Below are 20,397 nucleotides of genomic sequence, written 5' to 3' on the forward strand. Positions count from 1 at the left end.
CGGCCGTGAAAGAACCGGATAACCGGCGGCTGTCGCGGTGATCTCAGTGCGCGGGCAGCCCGCGCCCGGCCCGCGGAAGATCGAGATCAAGCGGGATCCGGCCCGCGGTGAGGTGCGTCTCGACCTGCTCGGCGGGCATCGGCTTCGCGATCAGAAAGCCTTGCGCGCGGTAGCAGCCGAGGCCGACCAAGGTGCGCGCGGCGACCGCCGTCTCGACGCCTTCCCCGACGACGCCCAGGCCGAACGAGCCTGCCAGGCCGATGATGGATTTCACGATGGCCAGATCGTCGGTGCTGGCGCCGAGCCGCTGCACGAAACCCCGATCGATCTTCACCGCGTCCACCGGCAGCGCCTTCAGATGCGACAGCGAGCTGTAGCCGGTGCCGAAATCGTCGATGGCGATCTGCACGCCCATCCGCTTGAGTCCGCGCAGCGTGACCTGGGTCCGGGCCAGGTCCTGGACCACGACGTGCTCGGTGATCTCCAGGCACACCGAGCTGCCGTCGATGCCGAACAGGCGCAGGATGTCCTCGATGCGCTCGACGAAATCGAGGCTCACCAACTGCACCGGCGACACGTTGATCCGCATCACGACGTTGCCCGCCAGACCGCGCCTGCGCCATTCGGCGAATTGCGCGCACGCCGACCGGATCACCCAGCGGCCCAGTTCGCCGGCCAGGTTGGTGGCCTCGGCGACGGTGACGAACGCGGCGGGCGGCAGCAATCCCCTGGTCGGGTGCAGCCAGCGAACCAGCGCCTCCAACGCGACGATGCGGCCGGTGCGCAGATCCACCTCGGGTTGGTAGTGCAGCAGCAGCGAGCCGTCCGACACCGCGCCGCGCAGGTTGAGCTCCACGTCGTCCTGGAGTTCGAATTGCGCGCGCATGGTGTCGGTGAACACCGCGACGCCGTTGCCGCCGCCCGATTTCGCCGACAACAACGCGTGATCGGCGCGGCGCAGCACGTCGGCGACCGTCGTCTCACCGGGGAAGCCGAGCGCGACGCCGACGCTGGCGCCCCGGCTGACCGACTCGCCGCCGACGGTGACGCGCCGCGCGATCAACTGCTGGATGCGGTTCGCCTCGTACTCGGCGGCCACCGCGTCCATCGGCTTGGCGGGAACGATGACGAATTCGTCGCCGCCCAGTCGGGCGATCATGTCGTTCGGGTCCAGGTTCTCCCGCAGGCGCGTCGACAAGGTGCGGATGAAGTTGTCCCCTGCGGTGTGACCGAGGAAATCGTTGAGTGCTTTCAAGCGGTCCAGGTCGAGGAAGAAAGCGGCCACCGGGCCGGGGCTTCCCGCGCGTAATCGCTCCTCCATGTGCTCGAGCAGCGCGCGCCGGTTGGCCAGACCGGTCAAGTCGTCGTGCAGCGCGATGTATCGGAGACGTTCCTCCGCGACCACCCGCGCTTGCAGTTGCGCGAACAGCGCCGCGATGGCTTTGAGCACGTTGAGTTCGCGATTGCTCCACTCTCGATCGCCCGACTTGACGAACCCGAGCACACCGGTCGGCTCGCCACGCGACATCAGCGGTACCGCCGCCGAGGTCACCCCGACGATGCCGGAACCACGGCGCACGGTCTCCTGGTAGTCGGCGAATTCCGGGGTCGGGCGCGCGACCATCGGCTCGGTCGCGTTCTCCAGTGCGCGGAACACCGGGTCGGCGCCGTCGAAGTAGATCACGCCGAGCGGATCGGGATCCGGAATGTTCTGCCGGTGCGGCCACTCGGCGATGAGCACGGTTGCCCGGCGTTCGCGGTCGGTGTGCCGCACGTAGCTGAAATCCACGTCGAAGTACTCGACCAGTTGCGCGAGCACGCGTTCGGTGGCGGCGACCATGGTCGTGGCGTCCACACCCATGAGCTCAGAGGCGACCTGGGTCACCAACGAGTCGAGTGTCCGCCGTGGCACATTGTCTCCGATCGCGCTAACTACTGGTGTCCACACCGAGCACCGGACGCCGCCTGCTGCGTACGGTGGCGGCGGAGGCGTAGCTCAGGCGAAGCACCAACGCCATGGTCTCATGCTCAGGCACTTCCAGCAGGTCCAGGAAACGGCCCTGAAGTGACGTTAGTGTATCCGTGAAGTCGGGGGAAATCGCTGCAAGTTCCGCATGGCGTCGGGCGTAGAGGTATACCGGGGAAATCGGCTGCACGCACAATCCGAGGCGCTCGGCCCGCACCCAAACCCGCGCGACCGCCGCGCCCGCCGCCGCGTAGTCGGTCAATCGAGGGTCGGCCGCGTCGAATGTCACGGCCAGAATGGCGGAGCTGGACCGCACCCGGTCACCGGTGTATTTCCCCAGCGCCGCTCCACCCGACCAGGACCGCAACTGCGCCATGACGTCGGCGCGGGTGGTGATCTGGAATGCCGCCCATTCGTCGTCGGTCAGTTCCAGGCTGCGCGCATCGATTCCGGTCTCCGGCGTGTCGTCCGCCCAACGGACTTCGGCGAGCATTTCCTCGTATAAGCGGGGCGTGAGATAGCGGACCCGATCGGAATCCCCCAGCAACCTCGCAGCTTCCTCAATGTCCTCCCGTTCCACGACGGCGCGCACATGCGCACCGGCCGATTCGGCGGCCGCCGTGAGCGCGGCGAGTACGCCGTCTGCCAGCGGGGCCCCGGTGCCGACCCTGCGGTTGGTCTCGCGTCGCAGGACGGCGGGATAGTCGGCCGCCAGCTCGGCACTGCGATCGTTCCCCAGCCGCAAGCTGGCGACGAGACGACCGGACCCCGGCGCTCCTTCGACGAACTCGTGCGGGCCGAGGATTCCGTGCGCGGCCGCGGCGACCCGCGCGTTGTAGACGGCCGCGCCGAGTGCGACGGCGCTGCCGCGATAGCCGATGTCCATTGCCGTGCTGCACTCGGGCGCCAGCTCGATGGCGATGTGCTCCGCGCCGGCCCGCAACGACCAAGGCTGCATGTTTCCCCCGGATGGAGCCCGTTGCGCGCAGGCGAGGACGCTTTCGATGGGCCCGGTAGCGGGCTCGGGCGGCGCATCGGCCCACACCGGCTCGTCGTTCGGCGGCGGGTCGGCCAGCTCGTCGAGATGCCGTTCCACATCGATCCGGACGCGACCGGAATCCAGCTTCAGCCCCAGTCCGATGCGCCGCACGGCGGCGGCCACGCTCGCGGCGCCGAGGCCGACGTCACCGGCCAGCTGCGGCCAGCTGTTCACCGTCTCGCCGACTTCGACCAGGCTCGCGCCCAGCCGCGGCGACAGCCCGGAGGCGCCGAGCAGCTTCACCACGTACGGCGCCTTCTCCCGCGAGGTCAGCCCCCGCAAATCCCGGGCGCTGACCTCGCCGAGCAATCCGTGGAACGCGGGACGGCGGGCTTCGAGATCGAAACGCTCGACGTCCAGCAAACCACGGTCACTGGTTTCCATCAGTACGGGAATGCGATGCCGGGCCGCCGCCTCGCGAATCACGAGTTTCATATCGAGCGAATCGCATTCCTCGACCACGATCGCGAGTCCGTCCAGGAATTCGTCCACCGAATTCTCGTCGACCCCGGCCGCGAAGATCTGCACCGGGAGATAAGGGTCCAACTCGGCGATACGGCGTGCGGTTACCACCGCTTTGTTGACGCCGATGTCGAACAGCGTCCCTGCGACCCGGTTGAGATTCGACAACTCGATATCGTCCAGGTCCGCCAAGCGCAATCCGCCGCAAACGCCCTCCATGGCGAGCAGATGCGCGATCGCGTGCCCGGCGCTTTGTCCCACGATCCCGATCGTGCGTTCGGCCAGAAGGTCCTGTTCGGCTCTGGTCAGTTTGTTCCGATTACGATCCAGCCGGATCATCCGGAAAGTACGCGGCCCCGGCAATCCGACCACCGCGGCGCGCCACGGATAGTAGATCCAGCGATCCGCTTCGGGCCCCTCCGGAATATCGGGCGCGGCAACCATTCTGCCGTATTCGGCGCGCAACGACGCACGCAGATCGAGGATTTCGATGCGCGGGTCGGCGCGCAGCGCGGCGAGTATCCGCGCGTCCTCCGGATCGGCGGGGTCGATGATCAGCGGCCGGTGGTCCGCCGCTCGGCTCCGGTCATCGCCCATGTCCGCGCCGGCCCTCCGTCGGCCGCCCGATCCCGCATCGCACATCGGGCGTACGCGCGGTCGACAGGCCGAGCGCGTCCTGTTCGCGCTGGGTCAGGGATCGCTGCGCTTCCTCAGCCCAGGCGGCATAGCTCCGGGTATCCCACCACAGCGGAACGGTTCGGTAGCGCTCGTCCGGATACGGCACCGCGGGAATGCGCTCGGCCGCAACCGCACCGCACGCCTCGTGGCGGGCCACGGTGAAGGAGGCCACCGTCGCGAAGCCGTAGCGGGCGCCGAGCAGGCGCGCGCCGTGCAGCACGGTGCGCGAGATCGCCGCGCCGAGTTCGCCCCGGTTGGCGGCATCGCGAGCGACCCACGCGCCTTTGGCCTCGATCACGCCCTGCGGTATCCGGTCGGCGATCATCTGCCGCAAGTCGTCCGCGCCCGGCTGACCGGCCCATTCGACCAGCGCGTGCGCCTGCCGCGCGTCGGTGTACGGACCTTGCATCCGCACCCCGGCGACCATGTCGCCGTCGGCGTCGAGCGCGGCGAAGAACAGCGCCGAGGACGCACCGTCGGCGACCGTTTCGTATTCGAGCGCGTGTTCGACTCCGAAATGCCGGTAAACGTCACGCGCCCCGTGCAGATACCGGTCCCAGAGTTCCGGCTGCACGCCCGGTTCGGAGACAAAGAACGCACACTCGGATTGCGCGTCGTAATACCGTCGCACTCCCCGCCCACGGGAGTTCCTCGGCACGACTGCAATCAGATCCACAGTCATGTTGTTCCTACTCCATCGCCGCGCTGCCATGCGCGATAGTCCAGCCCGATGCAGCCCTCCGCGGCCCCGAGCCGAGACGAAGTTGCCCAGGGCAGTATCCGTCATCGGACAGGAATTGACCAGCCGTCCGGTTAATCTTCCGAAAACTCTGTGGTACACGCCATATTTCCGCAGGTCAGAACAGGCGTATTCGAAATCGGAAATAACATGGAGACCAGTCGGTTCGAGGTCAGTTACCGATTAGCAATTTAAACGAGGATAGAAATGAACAACTCGACCGATTCCGGGGCGTGCCAGATCTCGATCTCTTCACGGTAGGCCCGGGTGATCTCGGCGGACGCCGTCGCGTCGTCGACCTGCGCCCAGACGTCCTCTACCGGATCGTGATAGTCGCCGTTCGGCGCGAACCGGGCATAGACGCCTTTCGGGACACGCACCAAGACGTCACCCACCGGCACCGCGTCCGGCGCGGGGTACTCGAAACAGACCACAGCGTTGTAGTTTCCGGCCGGATCCGGCACGTACACCGTGTACATCGGACGGTCCACGCCGTCCCGGTCCCGCAGGCGGTCCTTGAGGAACTCGATGAGGTCGCTGTTGCTGACCTTGAAGCTCGGGCGCACGCGCGGGACGACCAGCCCGCCGTAGACCGCCTCGGCACGCACCACGATCGCATAACTCATCGCGCGTCGACCGCCAGGTACAGATCGATCTTGTAGGCGTGCGGGTAGCACTCGAAATCGCCGGTGTAGGTCCGCTTGATCTGGTTGTGTTCCTCGGCGTAGGCGATCTGCGTCCACAGGTCGGTCATCACCTGCGGGAAGTTACCGACCGAGGAGAACCGTGCGTAGGCGCCGCGCGGCAGCCGGGCGACCAGGTGACCGCGGGTGACGTCGGCGAAGGACGCGCACTGATAGCCGACGATCTGGGTGTTGTACGTGCCCAGCTCACCGGTGTAGTCGGTGTAGGCGCTGGCCAACGGGCCGCCGAGTTCCTGGTGCAACACCGCCGCCCAGGCGGCCTCCAGATCCCGGTCACGCAGTTCCCCGAGCGCACGTTTGGGGCTGCGTACCGGCAGCCCGGCAACCCACGTCTCGTCCCGCTCGACGATCTCAAACTGCATGGAAAGACTCTTTCGAAAGAAGCCGGAGGTGAACCACCGCATCCGGTCGGTCGGAACCGCCATGCTACCAACCCCGACCGGGTGGTACCGATCACATATCGCGCCCGGCGGCCGCTCGATCACCCCGCTGAACTGGACAGATGTCCGAAGCGGTACCGTCCGGACGGGACCGATCAACGATCGACGGCACCGGCCGGTCGCGTCGGCGCACCGTGGGCACGATCGCCCGGTTCGTCCCTCCCCTTGCACCACCGAAGGGAGTTCTGATGCACGAGACACCGATCTCCGACCGACACTGCTACGCCCTCGGGCGCCGCACGGTATGGGACTACGCCACCGCCTCGTACGGCCGGTGCTGACGTGTGCCGGACCATCGCCGAACTCGACGCTGCGGTCGCCGACTGCTTCGCCTGCCCGCGTCTGGTCGCCTGGCGCGAGCTCGTCGCGCGACAGAAACGCGCCGCCTTCCGCGACCAGACGTATTGGGGCCGTCCCGTGCCCGGCTTCGGTCCGGCGGACGCGCGGATGCTGCTCGTCGGACTCGCGCCCGCGGCGCACGGCGGCAACCGGACCGGCCGCATGTTCACCGGCGACCGCAGCGGCGACGTGCTCTTCGCGGCGCTGCACGCGGTCGGTCTGGCCAACCAGCCGACCGCGATCAGCGTCGACGACGGCCTGCGGCTGCACGGCGTGCGGGTCACCGCTCCCGTGCACTGCGCGCCGCCGGACAACAAGCCGACGCCGGAGGAGCGAGATCGCTGCGGACACTGGCTGGCGACCGAACTGCGGCTGCTGACGCCCACCGTCCGCTCGGTGGTTGTGCTCGGCGCGTTCGGCTGGCAGGCGCTGCTTCCGGTGCTGGCCGAAGCGGGCTGGACCGTGCCGCGACCGCGACCGAAATTCGGCCACGGCACACACGTCGAACTGGCCGCCGCCGAGGCGGGCCGCGGTCCGCTGCACTTGTTCGGCTGCTACCACGTCAGCCAGCAGAACACCTTCACCGGACGACTCACTCCGGCGATGCTCGAAGCGGTGCTGGCCGAAGCGGCGCGGGTCGCGGGGCTCGAGGTGCGGCGAAGCCACGCGCCGCGCGGGTGATCGGTCGCCCATCGCCGCTCGGCAGCGGGTTCAGACGTGATCGACCAGGGCCGGATGACCCGCTTCGTGGGCGCAATGCGCGCAGCAGAAGTAGTCTCCACGCGCCTCCACACCGTGCCCGACGATCCGGCAGGAACAGTGCGTGCAGGTCGGGGCCATGGCGGTGATCGCGCATTCGAAGCTGTCGAAGGTGGCGGACTGGCCGTCGCGGGTGATGGTGAACGTCTTGTCGTACTCGTTTCCGCACGTATCGCAGGTGGCCATGAGATGTGGTCCTCTCGCGTCGATGGGCTCGAATATCGCAGTTCGCGGTACCCAGCGCCGAGGACGCGAAACGAGCCGGGAGACCTCAGCTCAGCCGCAGCGCCGCGACCGGGCAGCTGTCGACGACGAGCTCGAGCAGCTCCCGATCGCTCGTGACGGTGTCGGGCGGCACGACGATCCCGTCCGCGCCGACCCGGAACAGATCCGGCGCCAGCGCTTCGCACATGCCGTGCCCCGCGCAGACGATTCGGTCGGCGATGATCCTCATCGGACGATCCGCTCCAGCCGGATGGGCAGACCATCGGCGGGCACCGGTCCGGTTCCGGCGACCAGTGGCAGCTGGTAGCCGTCCGGCACGCTCCAGCGATACCGCAACAGGCATTTGATGCACTACGGCTTTCACGGTCATGCCGCCGAAGTAGAGGCCGATGCACTTGTGCGCCCCGCCACCGAAAGGCGCCCAGGCGAAGCGGTGCGATCTGTCCTCCCGACGGTGCTCGGCGAAACGTTCCGGGTCGAAGGTATCGGGATCGTGCCAGTACTCCTCGTTGCGCATCAGCCCGTACGTGCCACAGAGGATGAACGTCCCCTTCGGCAGGTAGTAGCCGAGGATGTCGGCGTCGGCGATGGTCTCGCGGACCTGCTGGGCCACCGGCGAGTAGACCCGCAGCGCTTCCTTGAACGCGAGATCGAGCGAGGGCAGGCGGTCGAGATCGTCGTAGTCCAGCGCCGGTTTGCCCAGCGCGACGGATTCGGCGCGCAGCCGCTCCTGCCATTCGGGGTGCCTGCCGAGTTCGTAGACCAGCATGGACGCGGCGATGGTGCTGGTGTCGTGGGCCGCCATCATCACGAAGATCATGTGCTCGATCACCTCGGCGTCGGTGAAGGTATCGCCGTCGGCGGTGCGGGCCCGGCACAGCACGCTGAACAGATCGCTGCCGCCGCCCGCGCGCTTCGCGGGCAACTCGCGGCGGAAGTGCTCCTCGAGCACCCGGCGGCCGCGCACGCCGCGGGCCCACACACCGCCCGGCACGTTCGCCCGGATCAAGGCGGCCCCGCCGCGCACCGCGTCCTCGAAAGCGCGCTCCAATCGTGCCGAGCCCGCGCCGGATTCGGCGCCCGCGAAGACTTCGGTGGCCTGCTGGAGCAGCAGTTTCTTGATCGACCGGTAGACCGGGAAATCGTCGGCGGGCTCCCACTGCGCGATGCCGCGGGTGATCCGAGGCGTGGTCAGGTCGAGGTATCCGATCAACCGCGGCCGCGTGAAGGCCTGCTGCATCACGCGCCGATGGAAGAGGTGGTCGTCGAAATCGCGCAGTAGCAGACCTCCGCGGAAGAACGGGCCGATCAGCCACTCCCAGCCGCGCTGCGCCGACAACACCTTGTCGCGGTCCAGCATCACCGCCTCGTAGCCCTCCGGACTGCCGAAGGTGACCATGCGCCGACCGAGCATGCCGAACCACTGCACCGGGCCGAAGCGGTCGAAACGCTTCCGCGCGAATTGGATCGGGTCGGCCAACGCGTGCAAGGTGTATCCGATTCCGGGGAGCCCGAAGTCACCGAGCACCGGTTTCAGTCCGCTGCCCGGCGGCGGATCGGCCAGCGGCCGCACCTGCGCCGGGTAATGCGCGACCGCGCGCGCGGCCGCGCGCTGCGCGTGCCACGCCCAGGTGGTCCGCGCCTGGCGGATCGTGCCGGAGATCTCATCGAACGACTGGGGCACAAGCAGACTCATGACCGTCTTCCCTTCGCGACACTGCGATAGTCCGACGATAGAGGAAACCATCGTTTCCGTAAACGGTTGTTTCCCAATTTTGGCTGTGCCAAGCTGGCGTGGTGACCCGTACCGTCAGCGGCACCTACCGCGGAGCCTCCACGGCCGAGCGCCGCGAGGACCGGCGCAGGCGGTTGCTCGACGCCGCCCTCGACATCATCGGCACACAGGGACTGTCGGCGTTGACCGTGCGCGGGGTATGCGAACAAGCCAAGGTCGGCCCGCGCTTCTTCTACGAGGCGTTCCCCGACCGCGATGCGCTGGCCTCCGGGGTGCTGGTGGAGATCCAGCAGGCGGCGCTGGACCGGGCGAAGGCCGCCATCGCCGAGACCACGGGCACGCCCGCCGACCGGATCCGCGCCGGAGTGGCGGCCCTCATCGTCGAACTCACCGACGATCCGCGACGCGCGAAAGTGGCGTTCGCCCAGACCTACGGCGACGAGGCGCTCATGCGCAGCCGGTTCGCGGGCATGCGTCAGGTCGCCGACGTCATCATCGAGCAGACCCGCCTGGTGCTCGAGCTGCCCGAAGGGCAGGACACCGCGATCGCCGCGACTTCCCAGCTGATCACCGGCGGCGCGGCGGAACTGGTTCTCGTCTGGCTGGACGGGGGGCTCGACGTCGACCGCGACGGGCTGATCACGCTGCTGGCCGATTTCACCGTGGCGATGCTGGATCGGCTGCCCGCGGTCGCCGGACGACTGTCCGGCCTCACACCAGATTCCTGATCAGCGACGACATCAGCGGCTCGCGCAACCCGGCCAGCGCGGCGAAGTCCCCTGCGACGACGCGGTTGGTCGCCAGCGAGACGACCGCGCCGATCACCGCCTCGCCCGCCAGCTGCTGATGCGGGCGCGTCGCGCCGAGCGCCTCGGCGAAACCGTCCACCAAAGCTGCCTGGGTCGCCAACCGCCGCTCCAGCACCGGCCTTCCCGCCGCGTACACCTCCACCAGGAAGACCTTCGCCACCTGTGGTTCTTGCGCGAGGGTGGAGAAGTAGGCGTCGAGTGCCCGATCGATCCGCTCGAGCGGCGTGCCGTCAGCGGCGAGCGCGCCCGTGATCCTGGTCATCACGATCTCCACGGCCATGTCGTAGGCGGCGAGGAAGCACGCCTCCTTGTTCGCGAAGTGCTGGTAGAAGGTCATCCTGGACACCTCGGCCCGCTTCAGCACGTCCGCCACCGTCGCCGCCGCGTAGCCCTTGTCCGCGGCCGCCTCGATCATCGCCACCAGCATGCGGGCCCGCTGCGCGGCCACCACCTCTTCCGGCGCGATCCCGTGATTGCCGCCGTGCAGTTTCCCGCCGGCCCGAGCCTTCAGCAACGATCCTCGCTCCACACTCCGATGCTATGCGTGGGTGCGCCGCTCGCGTGCCGGGTCGACACGCGACGACGTGCCGCGCGATCGAACCGCGAACGGCGACGAACGGGGCACAATGACCGTCCGAGAGTGCTCGATTCGACGAAGAAGGAGCGTGATCGGCAGTGCGAAACAGGCAGTTGGTCGGGCGAAGCGCCCTGATCGCGGCGCTGTGCGTCGGCGGGTTCGCGGCGTCGGCGGGTCCGGCGACCGCGGACGAACCCGCATTCGTGAACATCGGAGTCATCCGCACCTTCGGCGACACCTGCTACGGCGAAGGCAGAGCAGGCGTCTCCTCGCCCGCCGGAATGCCCGGGGCGGCCCGTTTCGGCATCAGCTTCGTCAGCGACACGCCGATGGGCATGCCGTGCACCTTCACGGCGTTCGCCAATTGGCGCAACCTCGACACCGGCGCGGCAGGCACGGTGGCCGTGCCCGTCAGCGACAAGACCGCTCGGAATCAGCCGGCCGCGACCGTCTTCGCCGCCTTGCCCACCGGCCCGGGTCGAGTGCGGGTCGACGTGACCACCGACTATCCGCACGTAGCGGCTCCGCCGGTCGAGATACGGATCAGCTGAGCGGCGGTTGCGCCCCTCCACCGCCGCATCCGATATCGCTGGCGCCGAGGCGGATTCGGCCAGTAGGCTGCTTGTAGAGCGCCTGGGGAAGGCGCGCTGTAAAAGGGGGGGAATACAGATGACCGTGGCAAAGGAAACCGCTGCTCTCGATACAGGGGCAAGGTATCGCGCGCGAATACTGGTCGCCTGCGCCATCGCCGGTGCGTTGGCGACCTCGGCATGCGGCAGCGGATCAGGCCCGAAGCATCCCGCGCACCCCACGCCGTCACCCCTTCCGCCACCCACCTCCAGCAGCCAAGCGATAGGCAGCGAGAACATGGGTTATCTGTGGCCGCTCACCGTCGACCACGGCACCCTGGAATGCCGCCCCGGCGATGTCGCCGTGTTCATCGCCCCGGACGGCACCGTCTACGCCTAGAACGACAACGCCTCCCATGCGGGATTCGCCGACATCGAATCCCTTCGCGCCACCGGCGCGGGCGGCGACAAGATCAGCCTCGGAGCCCTGCGCAGCAAGACCCTCGGACTCTGCCAGCTGCCCGGCTGATCATCATCCCGCGCCTGCTTTTCCTGGCTCCATGTTTCCGCGAACCGAGGCGGAAGATGCCGATGCGCGGGCAGTGCTCGGCTCCTAGACTGGGAAACTGCGGCACGGTCGACCGTCGAAGCGCCAAGGCGATTCCGCGATCGGCACAACACGAAGTCCCGATCCAGCAAGGGCCGCCTACCCACGGCCCGTCCCGATGGAGGAGGGCCGCATGCCCGATTCGTTCCACATGCGCGTCTGTCTGCTCGGCCAGGGCTGCGTCTGCCCGACGGTCACCCTGTTCCTCGCCCCGGAGCCACTGATTCCCGGCGGCAACATGCTGCACCTGCTCGAGCAAACCCCGATCGCCGAGGACACCGGAACACCGAGCGTCGATCCCGAGCTGATCGACGTGGTCGAGAACGAGCCCGCCGGTCCAGCGCTGCGCGCCGAAGTCCACCGATTCCGCTCCGGCCGCCCCGACCCGCACCGGATCCACGACATCCTGCACGACCACCACATCACCGACGCCGCACCGATGGGCCTGGAAGTCACCGATCCCACCGAACTCGCCCGCCTGGAGCTGCTACCCGAGCACCCGATCGGTTACCGCCGCATCGACGACTTCCAGCAGGAAGCGACCGCCCGCGCCATGCTCGCGGTCTATCGCCTCTTCGAAGTCGATCAGCGAGTGCGCCTGATGTACCACGGTTACGCCGACCCCGGCACGGGATGGTTCGCACTGCGAACCGCCACCGCCTGAGAGGGCAGGCAGGCGCGGGATTCCTCGGCGCCTTCGCCTACGCGAGCGGGCTGCCCGGTATCAGAACCACCTCGACCATGAGCGCGCCTTCTTGGGCGCTTCCCTCGGCCGACTCACGGCGGAAGGTCGTTCGCGCGGCGGGCGGCGGGTCACCAACTGGTCCAAGTCGGCGCTGATCGAGTCGCAGAAGCCGCCGGGCGCGACCGGGTCATACCCGCGATGACCCCGTTCCATCGCCACCACCTGATCGACGGACTCGACTCTGTTGCACGAGGTCAGCATGCCTTCGTTCCACACCGTGAATTCCCAGCTGCGTGCGGAAGCGGCAGGTAGATCCGCGGTGTATTTGCGCTGCTCCAATACACCCCGGTAGACCGCACCGGATTCGTCGAGCAAACTGACGATCAACTCGCTGACGATGTGGCGATACCGCCCGCCACCGTCCTCCCAATCGTTGCCACGATAGGTCCGCAGCTTCCATCCGGTGAACACGGCCGACAGGTTGACCGGATTCCACTCGCGCAGCTTCCAGATCTCCGGCGCGCAGTTGCTCGCCCGCAAGCTTTTCGCGGCCCCTTCCGCCTTGCGCAACATAACGGTGAGGCGGTCGGCGCCGATCGTGGCGGAGTAATCGTCCTCGGACAAGTAGTCCATCGTCATCCCTCACGGTTCCCAGTGCCACGACGCCGCTCGTATGCTCCCCGCAGCCCCGCACCAGCCCGCTTGGCCACACGCTGCGCCTGCTGACCACGTTCCGATGCGATCGCCCGCCGAGCCGACTCCGCGGTCCGACGCCCGACGTCTTGCCCGAGTTCGCGCAGTTGCGCGGCCCGTTCGGAATCGCGCAGCTGCCGCATCTGCTCGGGGGTGGCAAGCTGTGCTATCTGCCGTGTCGCCGTTTGGATGTGCTCGATCCCATCCTGCGCGCCCTGAATTCCGCGCTGCACAACCACGTGGTCCCTGGCCGTTTCCAACGACTTCCGCAACACTCCGGCCTGCACGACAACGGTTCCCGCGACGCGATCGACCAGGGAGCGGCGACTCGAACCGAAGACGCACACCGCGTTGATCACCAAGACCACGATCGCGATCAGCCACAGCACGAAGGACAGAAGGAACCGGCCCGCCAATAGCGCGATGCACGCGCACGAGTACAGCCCGACGTCGGTCATCGTGCCCACGAAAGCGCGCCGCGCCGCCTGCCCCCGCCCCAGTCGGTCCTCGCCGCCGCGCACCGACCCCACTCGGAGATCGAGCAGGGCTTTGCCCAAAGTCCGTCCTTGCCAAGCCAATCCAGCGAACTGATATGCGAACGTCGCCGCGATCAACGCGCCGAATGCTTCGATGATGAAGACGAGCACCGTATGCACGACTTCCATACCGAACGTCTTGCCTGCCCCACCCCAGTTCCCATTCGACTGAATCACATCCCAGACGCCGGTCCCAGCGAGATCCGCCCAGCCCGAAAGGTAATCGGCGATCCGATAGTGCGTCACCGCTCCCAACAACACCGCCAACCCCAGCACGAGACCGAAATCCACCCCCCAAGCCGCCGCCCGCCGCCCTGCCGGAACCAGGTCCCCAGCCCCCTGCCCGTCGGCCATCCCGAGCACCTCCATCACGAATCGACACGGCACCCGCTCCGGGGCGACTCCGGCACGAATCGTCGCAGCTCACAACGTTGTTCCGGTATCCATCGTTCGACCGACGGTCAGCGAGCCGCCCCGGTTCGATCGCGTTTCGACCTGCCGCCCATGGGGCCCGACGGCGGCTCCCGACGCACTGCGCATCTCCGAGAACGACAAGCGCCGAACGTTATTCGTGCGCAGACTGTCGGCCGACCTCGGTGAGTGATCTCGATTCCGACGCCGGTGAGACCTGCGGACGGCACTTTGTGGAGCGGATCACCAAGGCCCGTCTCGAGTGGTACCCCGACGTACCCCTTGGTAGGTTTCGGCTTGTTCGCGCAGCGTCGCGCACCACCTCCAGCCTTTGACTCGCGGAACCTTCCTTCGATCCACAGTTCGCACGCCTCTTCCGTCATGGAAGGAGGCGGGAATCGTCATACCCACGGCATCCCCTCATGCCTGCCACCCTGTCCTCGCAGGCGTGGCCGTCCGTCCCATCAAGCCTTGGAGCACCGGTGATTACTGCACTACCGCACCAGTCCGTGGAACTCGACGCGGTCATCTTCGACTACAACGGCGTCATCGGCCTGCAGCCCACTGTTCCCATGTGGAGCGAGCTCGCCGAACTCGCCGGATGGCACGCAGACCAGCTCGAGCTCTTCCAAAATGTCTTCTGGAGCGCCCGCGAACCCTACGATTCCGGCGACTTCGACGACGCGGACTTCTGGACCACCGTGCTCGGCCATCGCCCGGACCCGGAACTGCTCACCCAGTTGCGCGCCGTCGACACCGCGCTGTGGACCCGGACCGACGACCGCGTCGTAGCCCTCCTCCACCATGCCCGTCGGGCAGATCTCCCGATGGTGCTGCTCTCCAACGCACCCCACCCGGTCGGCGATGCCCTCGACGCCTCCGACTGGCGTACCCTGATGACCGACGCCCTCTACTCGGCCCGCCTCGGCATGAACAAACCCCACCCCGACACCTACCGAAACGCCCTCGCCGCGACCGGAGTTCACGACCCCAGTCGCGTCCTGTTCGTCGACGACCGCGCCGACAACTGCCAAGCCGCCGCAAGCCTCGGCCTACGCACCCTCCACTACACCGGCTCCCCCACCGATATCGCGGCGCACCTCCGCGTCACCACCATCGCCGCGTAGGTCCCCGCGGGTTCGCACAGAATCTCCGGGGTCGGCGCAGCACCGCTGCCGCTCGGTGGTGGACACGAGCCCGGCCAGACACCACACAGAAACAAAAAGGCGAGTGCTCTACCCGAGCACTCGCCTTTGGTGGAGCTAAGGGGAATCGAACCCCTGACCTTCTCGATGCGAACGAGACGGGGAGCCGCTGGCCAGTATCGAAAGTAGCTGTCTACCTGCGAAATCGCATCACTGTGATTCACGCTGAATCGCGCTGATTCGTAGGCAATTGTGGGCAACACATGGGCAGATGAACGCCCCGCCGAGGGGCACCGAGGCGGGGCGTTCGATGACGTATCCGAGTCGACTACCGTCCGGCGTTCGACTCTCCGGCACTCTCACCCCCTCTCCGGCGTTCCGGATGCGTTGCCCAGTACTGGGCAACTACTCCGTCGATCTCGGTTTGGAGACGAGGTTTCTCCGTCTGCTCACGTAGTTCGGCGGCCACGCGCGACAGAGTCTCCAGATCCGCTCGGCTGGCCTCACGCAGGATCGCTTCGGCCTCCGCGAGCTGCTGAGCGTCGAGCTTGCCGCGCCGGGGAAGCCACCTTGCGTCGCTCACGATCCGGCTACCGATCGGGTTGCGCGATGCAAGCGTCCGGCAGCCTCCAGGGTGCTCAGCGCCGCACGCTTCTGCCTGCACTGCACTGAGTCGTTGTGCAAGTGGGTCTGCAACAGCCGGTGCGCCTGCTCCGTGGTGAGCGGGCCAGGGTCGAACGCGCAATGATCGTAATAGGGATAATCGTTCGGATTGTCCGAGCCATTCTCGAACCGAATCGACATCCGCACGGTGTCGTAATCCACGTTCATTGCCTTACCCCCCCACGTTGTTCGGTGCCGCAAAGCCTGACGGAATCGCGAACTCTTCGTGTGGATTCAGACTGAGCCGGTATATGACTCGGTCGCCGGTGAACCGCGCACGCCCGTGCAACCAGCGGTGGTTGTGCAGCACATATCCCTGACCGGGCTCCAACCCGAACTGAATTGTGTGGCGTTCCACGGCATCGCTCAGAGTGGGCAGCCATCGGACGATTTCAGGGGAGAACGTGGCTAGTTCGTCCCGCCGATATCGAATCCGAATCCGCGCGTCGACGGCGTGCTCGAATATCGAACCCAGATAGCCCGTTGCGCCTCCGAAGAGGACCGTCCTCGGTTGCGAAAGTACCTGTGCAGCGTCTCGATTGGTTGCCACGAGGTCGAGGTACACCCTCCGCCCGTCGATGACGATGCAGTTGCCGCCCTCGCCCTTGCGTCCGCACACCACCATCAATAGCGCCGGTGGTTCCGATAACCCCGATCGGTCTGTGTGCGGAAGGAGAGCTCCGTTGCCGAAACCCTCGAAACCGACACGGCTGCCGAGCTTTCCGCGGTGCGTCAACGTTGTCACGCCGTCGGGTCCGCTATCCCTGTGCGGGACAACGCGACCGAGAGACGCCCCCAGGGCGACCAATTGCGCCCGCGTGCGAATTCCGTCGAACCGGGCCAAGCCATCCGCAGCCAGCTTTGCGGCTACCCCTGCTGCCCACTCATGCTGTAAGTCCACGAACATGGATCAACCGTGCGCTCAGCTCCGCGGGCTCGTCCACTGACAGACTGTCACCGCGCAACCGGCTGTATCGGCCCTGCGCCGGTGCTAGCGTCGCCGCTATGACTGCCTCCGGATACGTGCCGCACATGTACTCGATCTCCATCAAGGGCGTTGTCGTTCGTGATGGTCGGGTGCTGCTGCTTAAGAACGAGCGCGAGGAGTGGGAACTGCCGGGCGGCCGGATCGAGCCGGACGAGACGCCCGAGGAATGCGTGGCCCGTGAGATCACCGAGGAGACGCAGTGGCCGGTCACCACCGGGCCGATTCTCGACTCGTGGGTCTACTACATCAACGAGGCCGAGAAACACGTCTTCATCGTGACGTACGGGTGCTACCCGGATACCGACGCCGATCCGGTGCTGTCGCACGAGCACAAGGAAGTCGGGTTGTTCGGAGAGGACGAAATCGCCGGATTGAACATGCCCGATGGCTACAAGCGGTCCATCATGACCTGGTTCGCTCAGCTCCGCGCGGCGGAGAACGTCTAGGGAGACACTGTGGACGGCAGCAGATGTCAGGCGTGCGGCGTCACGATAAGCCGCTACGCGGCCGAATCTGTGTGCCCCACCTGCGCCGCGAACAACGGTCCACCCTCACCGCCGGTTCGTGCCGTACCGATCGTCTCTGCCGTCTGGCTATGGGCCGCGCCGGAGGCAGCGACGGCGATAGCGACTCGCGACCTACCGACAATCCTGCGCACTTACCGGCGGATAAACGGGCTCAACCAAATCGCACTGGCGGAATTGCTCGGCTACGACAAGTCCTACGTGTCAATGCTCGAGACCGGCCGCCGGGCGATAACCGATGTGGCATCGCGCCGCCATATCGCCGCTCGGCTGGCGTTGCCCACGCATGTCCTCGGGGTCACCGGAGTGGATGACGCCGAATACCGTGCGATGCTCCAATTCGGCGACAGCACGATCAGACTCGCCGAAATCGCGCGTCAGTCCGGACATGCTGTCGAGGCCGTCAACGAACTCTGGCCACTGGTCGCACGGCTGGAAGCCAGAGCGGCTGAAGGCCGAATGGAGCGAGACAGCCTCATCCTGCTCGCGCAAGCGCGGGTAGCACTTGGTGTGTCACTGGGTACGGTCCTACCCGAGGAGCGCTTGGCATCGGCCGCACGCTGGACAGGACAAGCGGTCAGGATAGCCTCTCGCCTCAACGACCCTGCCTTCCAGGCTCACACGCTCCGGATGCACGGCAACGAGTTGCGTAAGGCCGGATATATCGGTGCGGGTGTGGCGAGGTTGATACAGTCGCTTGCACTTTCGGCCGATCCGGCTGACCGAGGTGCGGCTCTTGCGTTCCTATGTCGCGCTATAGGAGAACTCGGCGACGGCGCACACTTCGACCTTGCCCTACAGCAGTACCAGCACCTACTAGAGCGAAACGCACACAGCGGCTTGTTGTTCCAGCCGTTCACACTGCACGAAATAGAGATACGCGGCCTACTTGGGACCGGCCGAACAGCAGAAGCAGGCCGCCTCGTAGGCACTCCTGTCGGCACCCCCTCAGCTCCACAGTGGCGGATTATCGAACGCGTCACGACCGGCGAAGTGCTTACCGCAGTCAATGAGACCGACAGCGCCACAGACGCATTCGTCGACGCCATACGATCGGCTGAGCACCACCGCCTGCCGCACCAGATCCAGCGAGTCATCCGCGCGACCGTCAAGTCCGGCATGCACGAGCTGACCAGCGAAGCGCAAGCGGCTATGCGTCGCATTCGGTCGGCGCTGGTGACCTCTTCTTAGCCGGAAAGTGCACCCCGACCCTGTCTCGGGGGCGGCAGCCAAGGAACTTCCCTCTCCCCTGGCTGAAGCGCTTTGGGCATAGCTGCCGAGCTCATCGATGCAGGCACGCCCAGCTTTTCGAGACCGTACAAAAAATGCTTCTTGACTGCCGCCAACGAGTCAGGCCCTAGGGATCCGGATCTTCTTGCGGGAGTGTCGGCTCCCGGTGCGATGCTGTGCGGGTGACTCCGTGGCTCCCGCTGATCAGCTCGCTCGTCATCGCCTCCGTGACGCTCGTCGGCGTCCGGATCAACAATCGCACGAACCGAGCTGCAATTGCCGCTGCCGACGAGCGTGAGTACCGAAAGTGGCAGCGGGAAACGGTGCTCCGTCAGTGCGCTGAGGCGACCGAGACTGCTCTACTTGCGCATGACGAGTATCACAACTTGTACTTGCTCGGTATCAAAGCTGGGCGTGGCGAGGTCAGCGCGGCAGCCGGTGAACTCGTAGCGGCGACTGATGAGTACATACGCAAACTCGGCGCGAACATCGCAGTGCTCAATATGCTCAATGCCCGTAAAACAGCTGAGCAATGCAAAGAGATGCAGTCCATAGTGATCGACATGTACTACACCGCCCGAAACCTGGCGGAAGATAGCAGCCGAGGCAAGCTGTGGGGTGAGCTCGATGGCTATTTGGACACGATGGCGAAACTACCCGAGCAATTTGCGCAGGTGGCGAACACCGAGATGCACCGACTTGGCCAGTCCGACCCAGGCCAACGCATCAACCCCATCCGAGCACGTTTCCGTCGTGCGCTGCGCGCTGACGAATGAGCGCTGGCCTCAGGTAGTCTCGACTCCCGTCGTCTCTTTGCTTGTTGCAGGTTCTGTGCAACAGTCATTGTGGGATACCCCCTGTGTTTCGAGTTGAGCGTGGAGAACTTTCGACACCGCGACGTGGTCCGCTGCGCATAACGCAGAGATTTCAACCCCCTTAGGGCGGATGATGCGCGGCGTCATGAGTCCTCGCGTTGTGCGCGCCAGCTGCGCAGCGCCCTCGTCGCATGGTCACTGCCCCAGCCGAGCCGGTCTTGCACTTCACGTCTGGACTTTGGTGGTGGGTCGAGCCGATTGAGTTCGGTTGTGTCGGCGGCGATTCGGTCGGGATCGGTACCTGTGATGGAGAAGTCGGTTGGTGGGCGGTCACCGGCTTGAGGGGCACGGATGACGGCCTCGAGGACGCCATCGCCGCGTGAGCCGGGTTCGAGGCGAAACAATCCCGCAGCGGCTCCTTGCCGCCGGTGGGGCAGTGCTGGCGTAGTCCGCCGTGGCGGTCCTTGTTCACCATCAACCATGCCGAACCGCCCTTACCAGGGGTAAACGCATCCTTGACGGTGACGCGCAGCGATACGCCTCCGATCGCGCGGCGCTTGGCCGCTGCGCCGCCGGGGCCGACTACGAGTGAGCAACTATCGGCCGCGCGTGTTCGCTATGGCCGTGACTCGACGCAAGGGTGCGGCGCTGCGCCAGCGGACGAAGGAAGCGCAGCGGGCGAAGTTGAAGACCCCGGAGTTCTCGACGATCATGCCGCACGACTTGCGCCACACGGCGGCGTCGCTCTCGATCAGTGCCGGGGCGAATGTGAAGGCAGTTCAGACCATGCTCGGCCACCAGTCGGCCGCGATGACGCTCGACACCTACGCCGATCTCTTCCCGGATGATCTGAAGCCGTATCGGATGCTTTGGACAGGGCGGCGCGCGCAAGTGTGGGCAAAAAGTGGGCAGCGAGCTAGCCGCGCTCACGCCCTAACGAAAACACCGCCCGACCTTTGCGCAGGTCGGGCGGTGTTTTTCAACTGTGGAGCTAAGGGGAATCGAACCCCTGACCTTCTCGATGCGAACGAGACGCGCTACCAACTGCGCTATAGCCCC

General features: G+C 66.5%; 21 protein-coding genes, 1 tRNA gene and 2 pseudogenes. 9 read left to right on the forward strand and 15 right to left on the reverse strand.

Annotation, left to right across the window (positions count from 1 at the left end):
* Positions 1-43: 43 nt before the first annotated feature.
* From ACIA5H_RS14125 to ACIA5H_RS14145, 5 genes are all read right to left on the reverse strand, one after another.
* On the reverse strand, positions 44-1,861 hold the full coding sequence (locus ACIA5H_RS14125; protein WP_355075033.1) for an EAL domain-containing protein: 1,818 nt from the start codon (positions 1,859-1,861) through the stop codon (positions 44-46).
* 67 nt (positions 1,862-1,928) lie between these two features.
* Positions 1,929-4,064, reverse strand: a complete 2,136-nt coding sequence (locus ACIA5H_RS14130; protein WP_397076305.1) for an Rv1355c family protein — start codon at positions 4,062-4,064, stop codon at positions 1,929-1,931.
* Positions 4,054-4,827 carry a hypothetical protein gene (locus ACIA5H_RS14135; protein WP_397076307.1) on the reverse strand — a complete coding sequence of 258 codons (774 nt, stop codon included), beginning with the start codon at positions 4,825-4,827 and terminating at the stop codon, positions 4,054-4,056. The genes ACIA5H_RS14130 and ACIA5H_RS14135 overlap by 11 nt, the downstream gene beginning before the upstream one ends.
* Before the next feature lie 248 nt (positions 4,828-5,075).
* Positions 5,076-5,510: an effector binding domain-containing protein gene (locus ACIA5H_RS14140; RefSeq protein ID WP_379250790.1), complete on the reverse strand. Its 435-nt coding sequence runs from the start codon at positions 5,508-5,510 to the stop codon at positions 5,076-5,078.
* Entirely contained in the window at positions 5,507-5,950 is a 444-nt protein-coding gene (locus ACIA5H_RS14145; protein ID WP_355074571.1) for a GyrI-like domain-containing protein, read from the reverse strand. The genes ACIA5H_RS14140 and ACIA5H_RS14145 overlap by 4 nt, the downstream gene beginning before the upstream one ends.
* A gap of 360 nt (positions 5,951-6,310) precedes the next feature.
* Here ACIA5H_RS14145 and ACIA5H_RS14150 point away from each other — a divergent pair, with 360 nt between their 5' ends.
* Positions 6,311-7,048: a uracil-DNA glycosylase gene (locus ACIA5H_RS14150; RefSeq protein WP_397076309.1), complete on the forward strand. Its 738-nt coding sequence runs from the start codon at positions 6,311-6,313 to the stop codon at positions 7,046-7,048.
* 30 nt (positions 7,049-7,078) lie between these two features.
* Here ACIA5H_RS14150 and ACIA5H_RS14155 read toward each other — a convergent pair whose 3' ends face one another.
* The 3 genes and pseudogenes from ACIA5H_RS14155 to ACIA5H_RS14165 all read right to left on the reverse strand — a co-directional run bounded on the left by ACIA5H_RS14155 (position 7,079) and on the right by ACIA5H_RS14165 (position 9,047).
* Positions 7,079-7,312, reverse strand: a complete 234-nt coding sequence (locus ACIA5H_RS14155; protein WP_039801014.1) for a hypothetical protein — start codon at positions 7,310-7,312, stop codon at positions 7,079-7,081.
* Positions 7,313-7,397: 85 nt separating this feature from the next.
* Positions 7,398-7,580 (reverse strand): ferredoxin, encoded by a 183-nt coding sequence (locus ACIA5H_RS14160; RefSeq protein ID WP_355074575.1) that lies wholly within the window; start codon positions 7,578-7,580, stop codon positions 7,398-7,400.
* Positions 7,577-9,047 (reverse strand): annotated as a pseudogene (locus ACIA5H_RS14165) (cytochrome P450). Before ACIA5H_RS14165 ends, ACIA5H_RS14160 begins: the two are co-directional and overlap by 4 nt.
* Positions 9,048-9,148: 101 nt before the next feature.
* Here ACIA5H_RS14165 and ACIA5H_RS14170 point away from each other — a divergent pair.
* Positions 9,149-9,814, forward strand: a complete 666-nt coding sequence (locus ACIA5H_RS14170; protein WP_397076312.1) for a TetR/AcrR family transcriptional regulator — start codon at positions 9,149-9,151, stop codon at positions 9,812-9,814.
* On the opposite strand, the gene ACIA5H_RS14175 is transcribed toward ACIA5H_RS14170, so the two are convergent.
* Positions 9,798-10,424, reverse strand: coding sequence for a TetR/AcrR family transcriptional regulator (locus tag ACIA5H_RS14175; RefSeq protein WP_379250783.1), 627 nt, complete (start codon positions 10,422-10,424; stop codon positions 9,798-9,800). The genes ACIA5H_RS14170 and ACIA5H_RS14175 overlap by 17 nt on opposite strands.
* 146 nt (positions 10,425-10,570) lie before the next feature.
* Here ACIA5H_RS14175 and ACIA5H_RS14180 point away from each other — a divergent pair, with 146 nt between their 5' ends.
* Positions 10,571-11,023 (forward strand): hypothetical protein, encoded by a 453-nt coding sequence (locus ACIA5H_RS14180; RefSeq protein ID WP_355074583.1) that lies wholly within the window; start codon positions 10,571-10,573, stop codon positions 11,021-11,023.
* A 758-nt stretch (positions 11,024-11,781) separates the two neighbouring features.
* Positions 11,782-12,312 (forward strand): hypothetical protein, encoded by a 531-nt coding sequence (locus ACIA5H_RS14185; protein ID WP_397076315.1) that lies wholly within the window; start codon positions 11,782-11,784, stop codon positions 12,310-12,312.
* A 60-nt stretch (positions 12,313-12,372) separates the two neighbouring features.
* Here ACIA5H_RS14185 and ACIA5H_RS14190 read toward each other — a convergent pair whose 3' ends face one another.
* Both ACIA5H_RS14190 and ACIA5H_RS14195 read right to left on the reverse strand, forming a co-directional pair.
* Positions 12,373-12,966 (reverse strand): hypothetical protein, encoded by a 594-nt coding sequence (locus ACIA5H_RS14190; RefSeq protein ID WP_397076317.1) that lies wholly within the window; start codon positions 12,964-12,966, stop codon positions 12,373-12,375.
* Positions 12,967-12,968: 2 nt separating this feature from the next.
* Positions 12,969-13,916 carry an RDD family protein gene (locus ACIA5H_RS14195; protein ID WP_379250775.1) on the reverse strand — a complete coding sequence of 316 codons (948 nt, stop codon included), beginning with the start codon at positions 13,914-13,916 and terminating at the stop codon, positions 12,969-12,971.
* Positions 13,917-14,455: 539 nt separating this feature from the next.
* On the opposite strand from ACIA5H_RS14195, the gene ACIA5H_RS14200 reads away from it, so the two are divergent.
* Positions 14,456-15,100: an HAD family hydrolase gene (locus tag ACIA5H_RS14200; RefSeq protein ID WP_379250773.1), complete on the forward strand. Its 645-nt coding sequence runs from the start codon at positions 14,456-14,458 to the stop codon at positions 15,098-15,100.
* Between the two features lie 346 nt (positions 15,101-15,446).
* Here the strand turns inward: ACIA5H_RS14200 and ACIA5H_RS14205 are convergent, their stop codons facing one another.
* From ACIA5H_RS14205 to ACIA5H_RS14215, 3 genes are read right to left on the reverse strand one after another with little or no spacing between them, the layout of a single operon-like run.
* A complete protein-coding gene (locus ACIA5H_RS14205; protein WP_397076320.1) occupies positions 15,447-15,701 on the reverse strand; it encodes a hypothetical protein in 255 nt (84 codons plus the stop codon).
* Positions 15,698-15,943 (reverse strand): hypothetical protein, encoded by a 246-nt coding sequence (locus tag ACIA5H_RS14210; protein WP_397076322.1) that lies wholly within the window; start codon positions 15,941-15,943, stop codon positions 15,698-15,700. The genes ACIA5H_RS14205 and ACIA5H_RS14210 overlap by 4 nt, the downstream gene beginning before the upstream one ends.
* 10 nt (positions 15,944-15,953) lie before the next feature.
* On the reverse strand, positions 15,954-16,688 hold the full coding sequence (locus tag ACIA5H_RS14215; RefSeq protein WP_397076324.1) for a TauD/TfdA family dioxygenase: 735 nt from the start codon (positions 16,686-16,688) through the stop codon (positions 15,954-15,956).
* A 98-nt stretch (positions 16,689-16,786) separates the two neighbouring features.
* Between ACIA5H_RS14215 and ACIA5H_RS14220 the strand changes: the two genes are divergently transcribed.
* From ACIA5H_RS14220 to ACIA5H_RS14235, 4 genes and pseudogenes are all read left to right on the forward strand, one after another.
* On the forward strand, positions 16,787-17,215 hold the full coding sequence (locus tag ACIA5H_RS14220; protein WP_397076326.1) for an NUDIX domain-containing protein: 429 nt from the start codon (positions 16,787-16,789) through the stop codon (positions 17,213-17,215).
* Between the two features lie 9 nt (positions 17,216-17,224).
* Entirely contained in the window at positions 17,225-18,484 is a 1,260-nt protein-coding gene (locus tag ACIA5H_RS14225) for a helix-turn-helix domain-containing protein (RefSeq protein ID WP_397076328.1), read from the forward strand.
* A 221-nt stretch (positions 18,485-18,705) separates the two neighbouring features.
* On the forward strand, positions 18,706-19,299 hold the full coding sequence (locus ACIA5H_RS14230; RefSeq protein ID WP_397076331.1) for a hypothetical protein: 594 nt from the start codon (positions 18,706-18,708) through the stop codon (positions 19,297-19,299).
* Positions 19,300-19,956: 657 nt separating this feature from the next.
* Positions 19,957-20,163 (forward strand): annotated as a pseudogene (locus ACIA5H_RS14235) (tyrosine-type recombinase/integrase); the annotation flags it as partial.
* 161 nt (positions 20,164-20,324) lie between these two features.
* Here the strand turns inward: ACIA5H_RS14235 and ACIA5H_RS14240 are convergent.
* Positions 20,325-20,397, reverse strand: a tRNA-Ala gene (locus ACIA5H_RS14240).

It is taken from the genome of Nocardia sp. NPDC051900 (assembly GCF_044452545.1).
In the GTDB taxonomy this organism is placed as follows: Bacteria; Actinomycetota; Actinomycetes; order Mycobacteriales; family Mycobacteriaceae; genus Nocardia; species Nocardia sichangensis.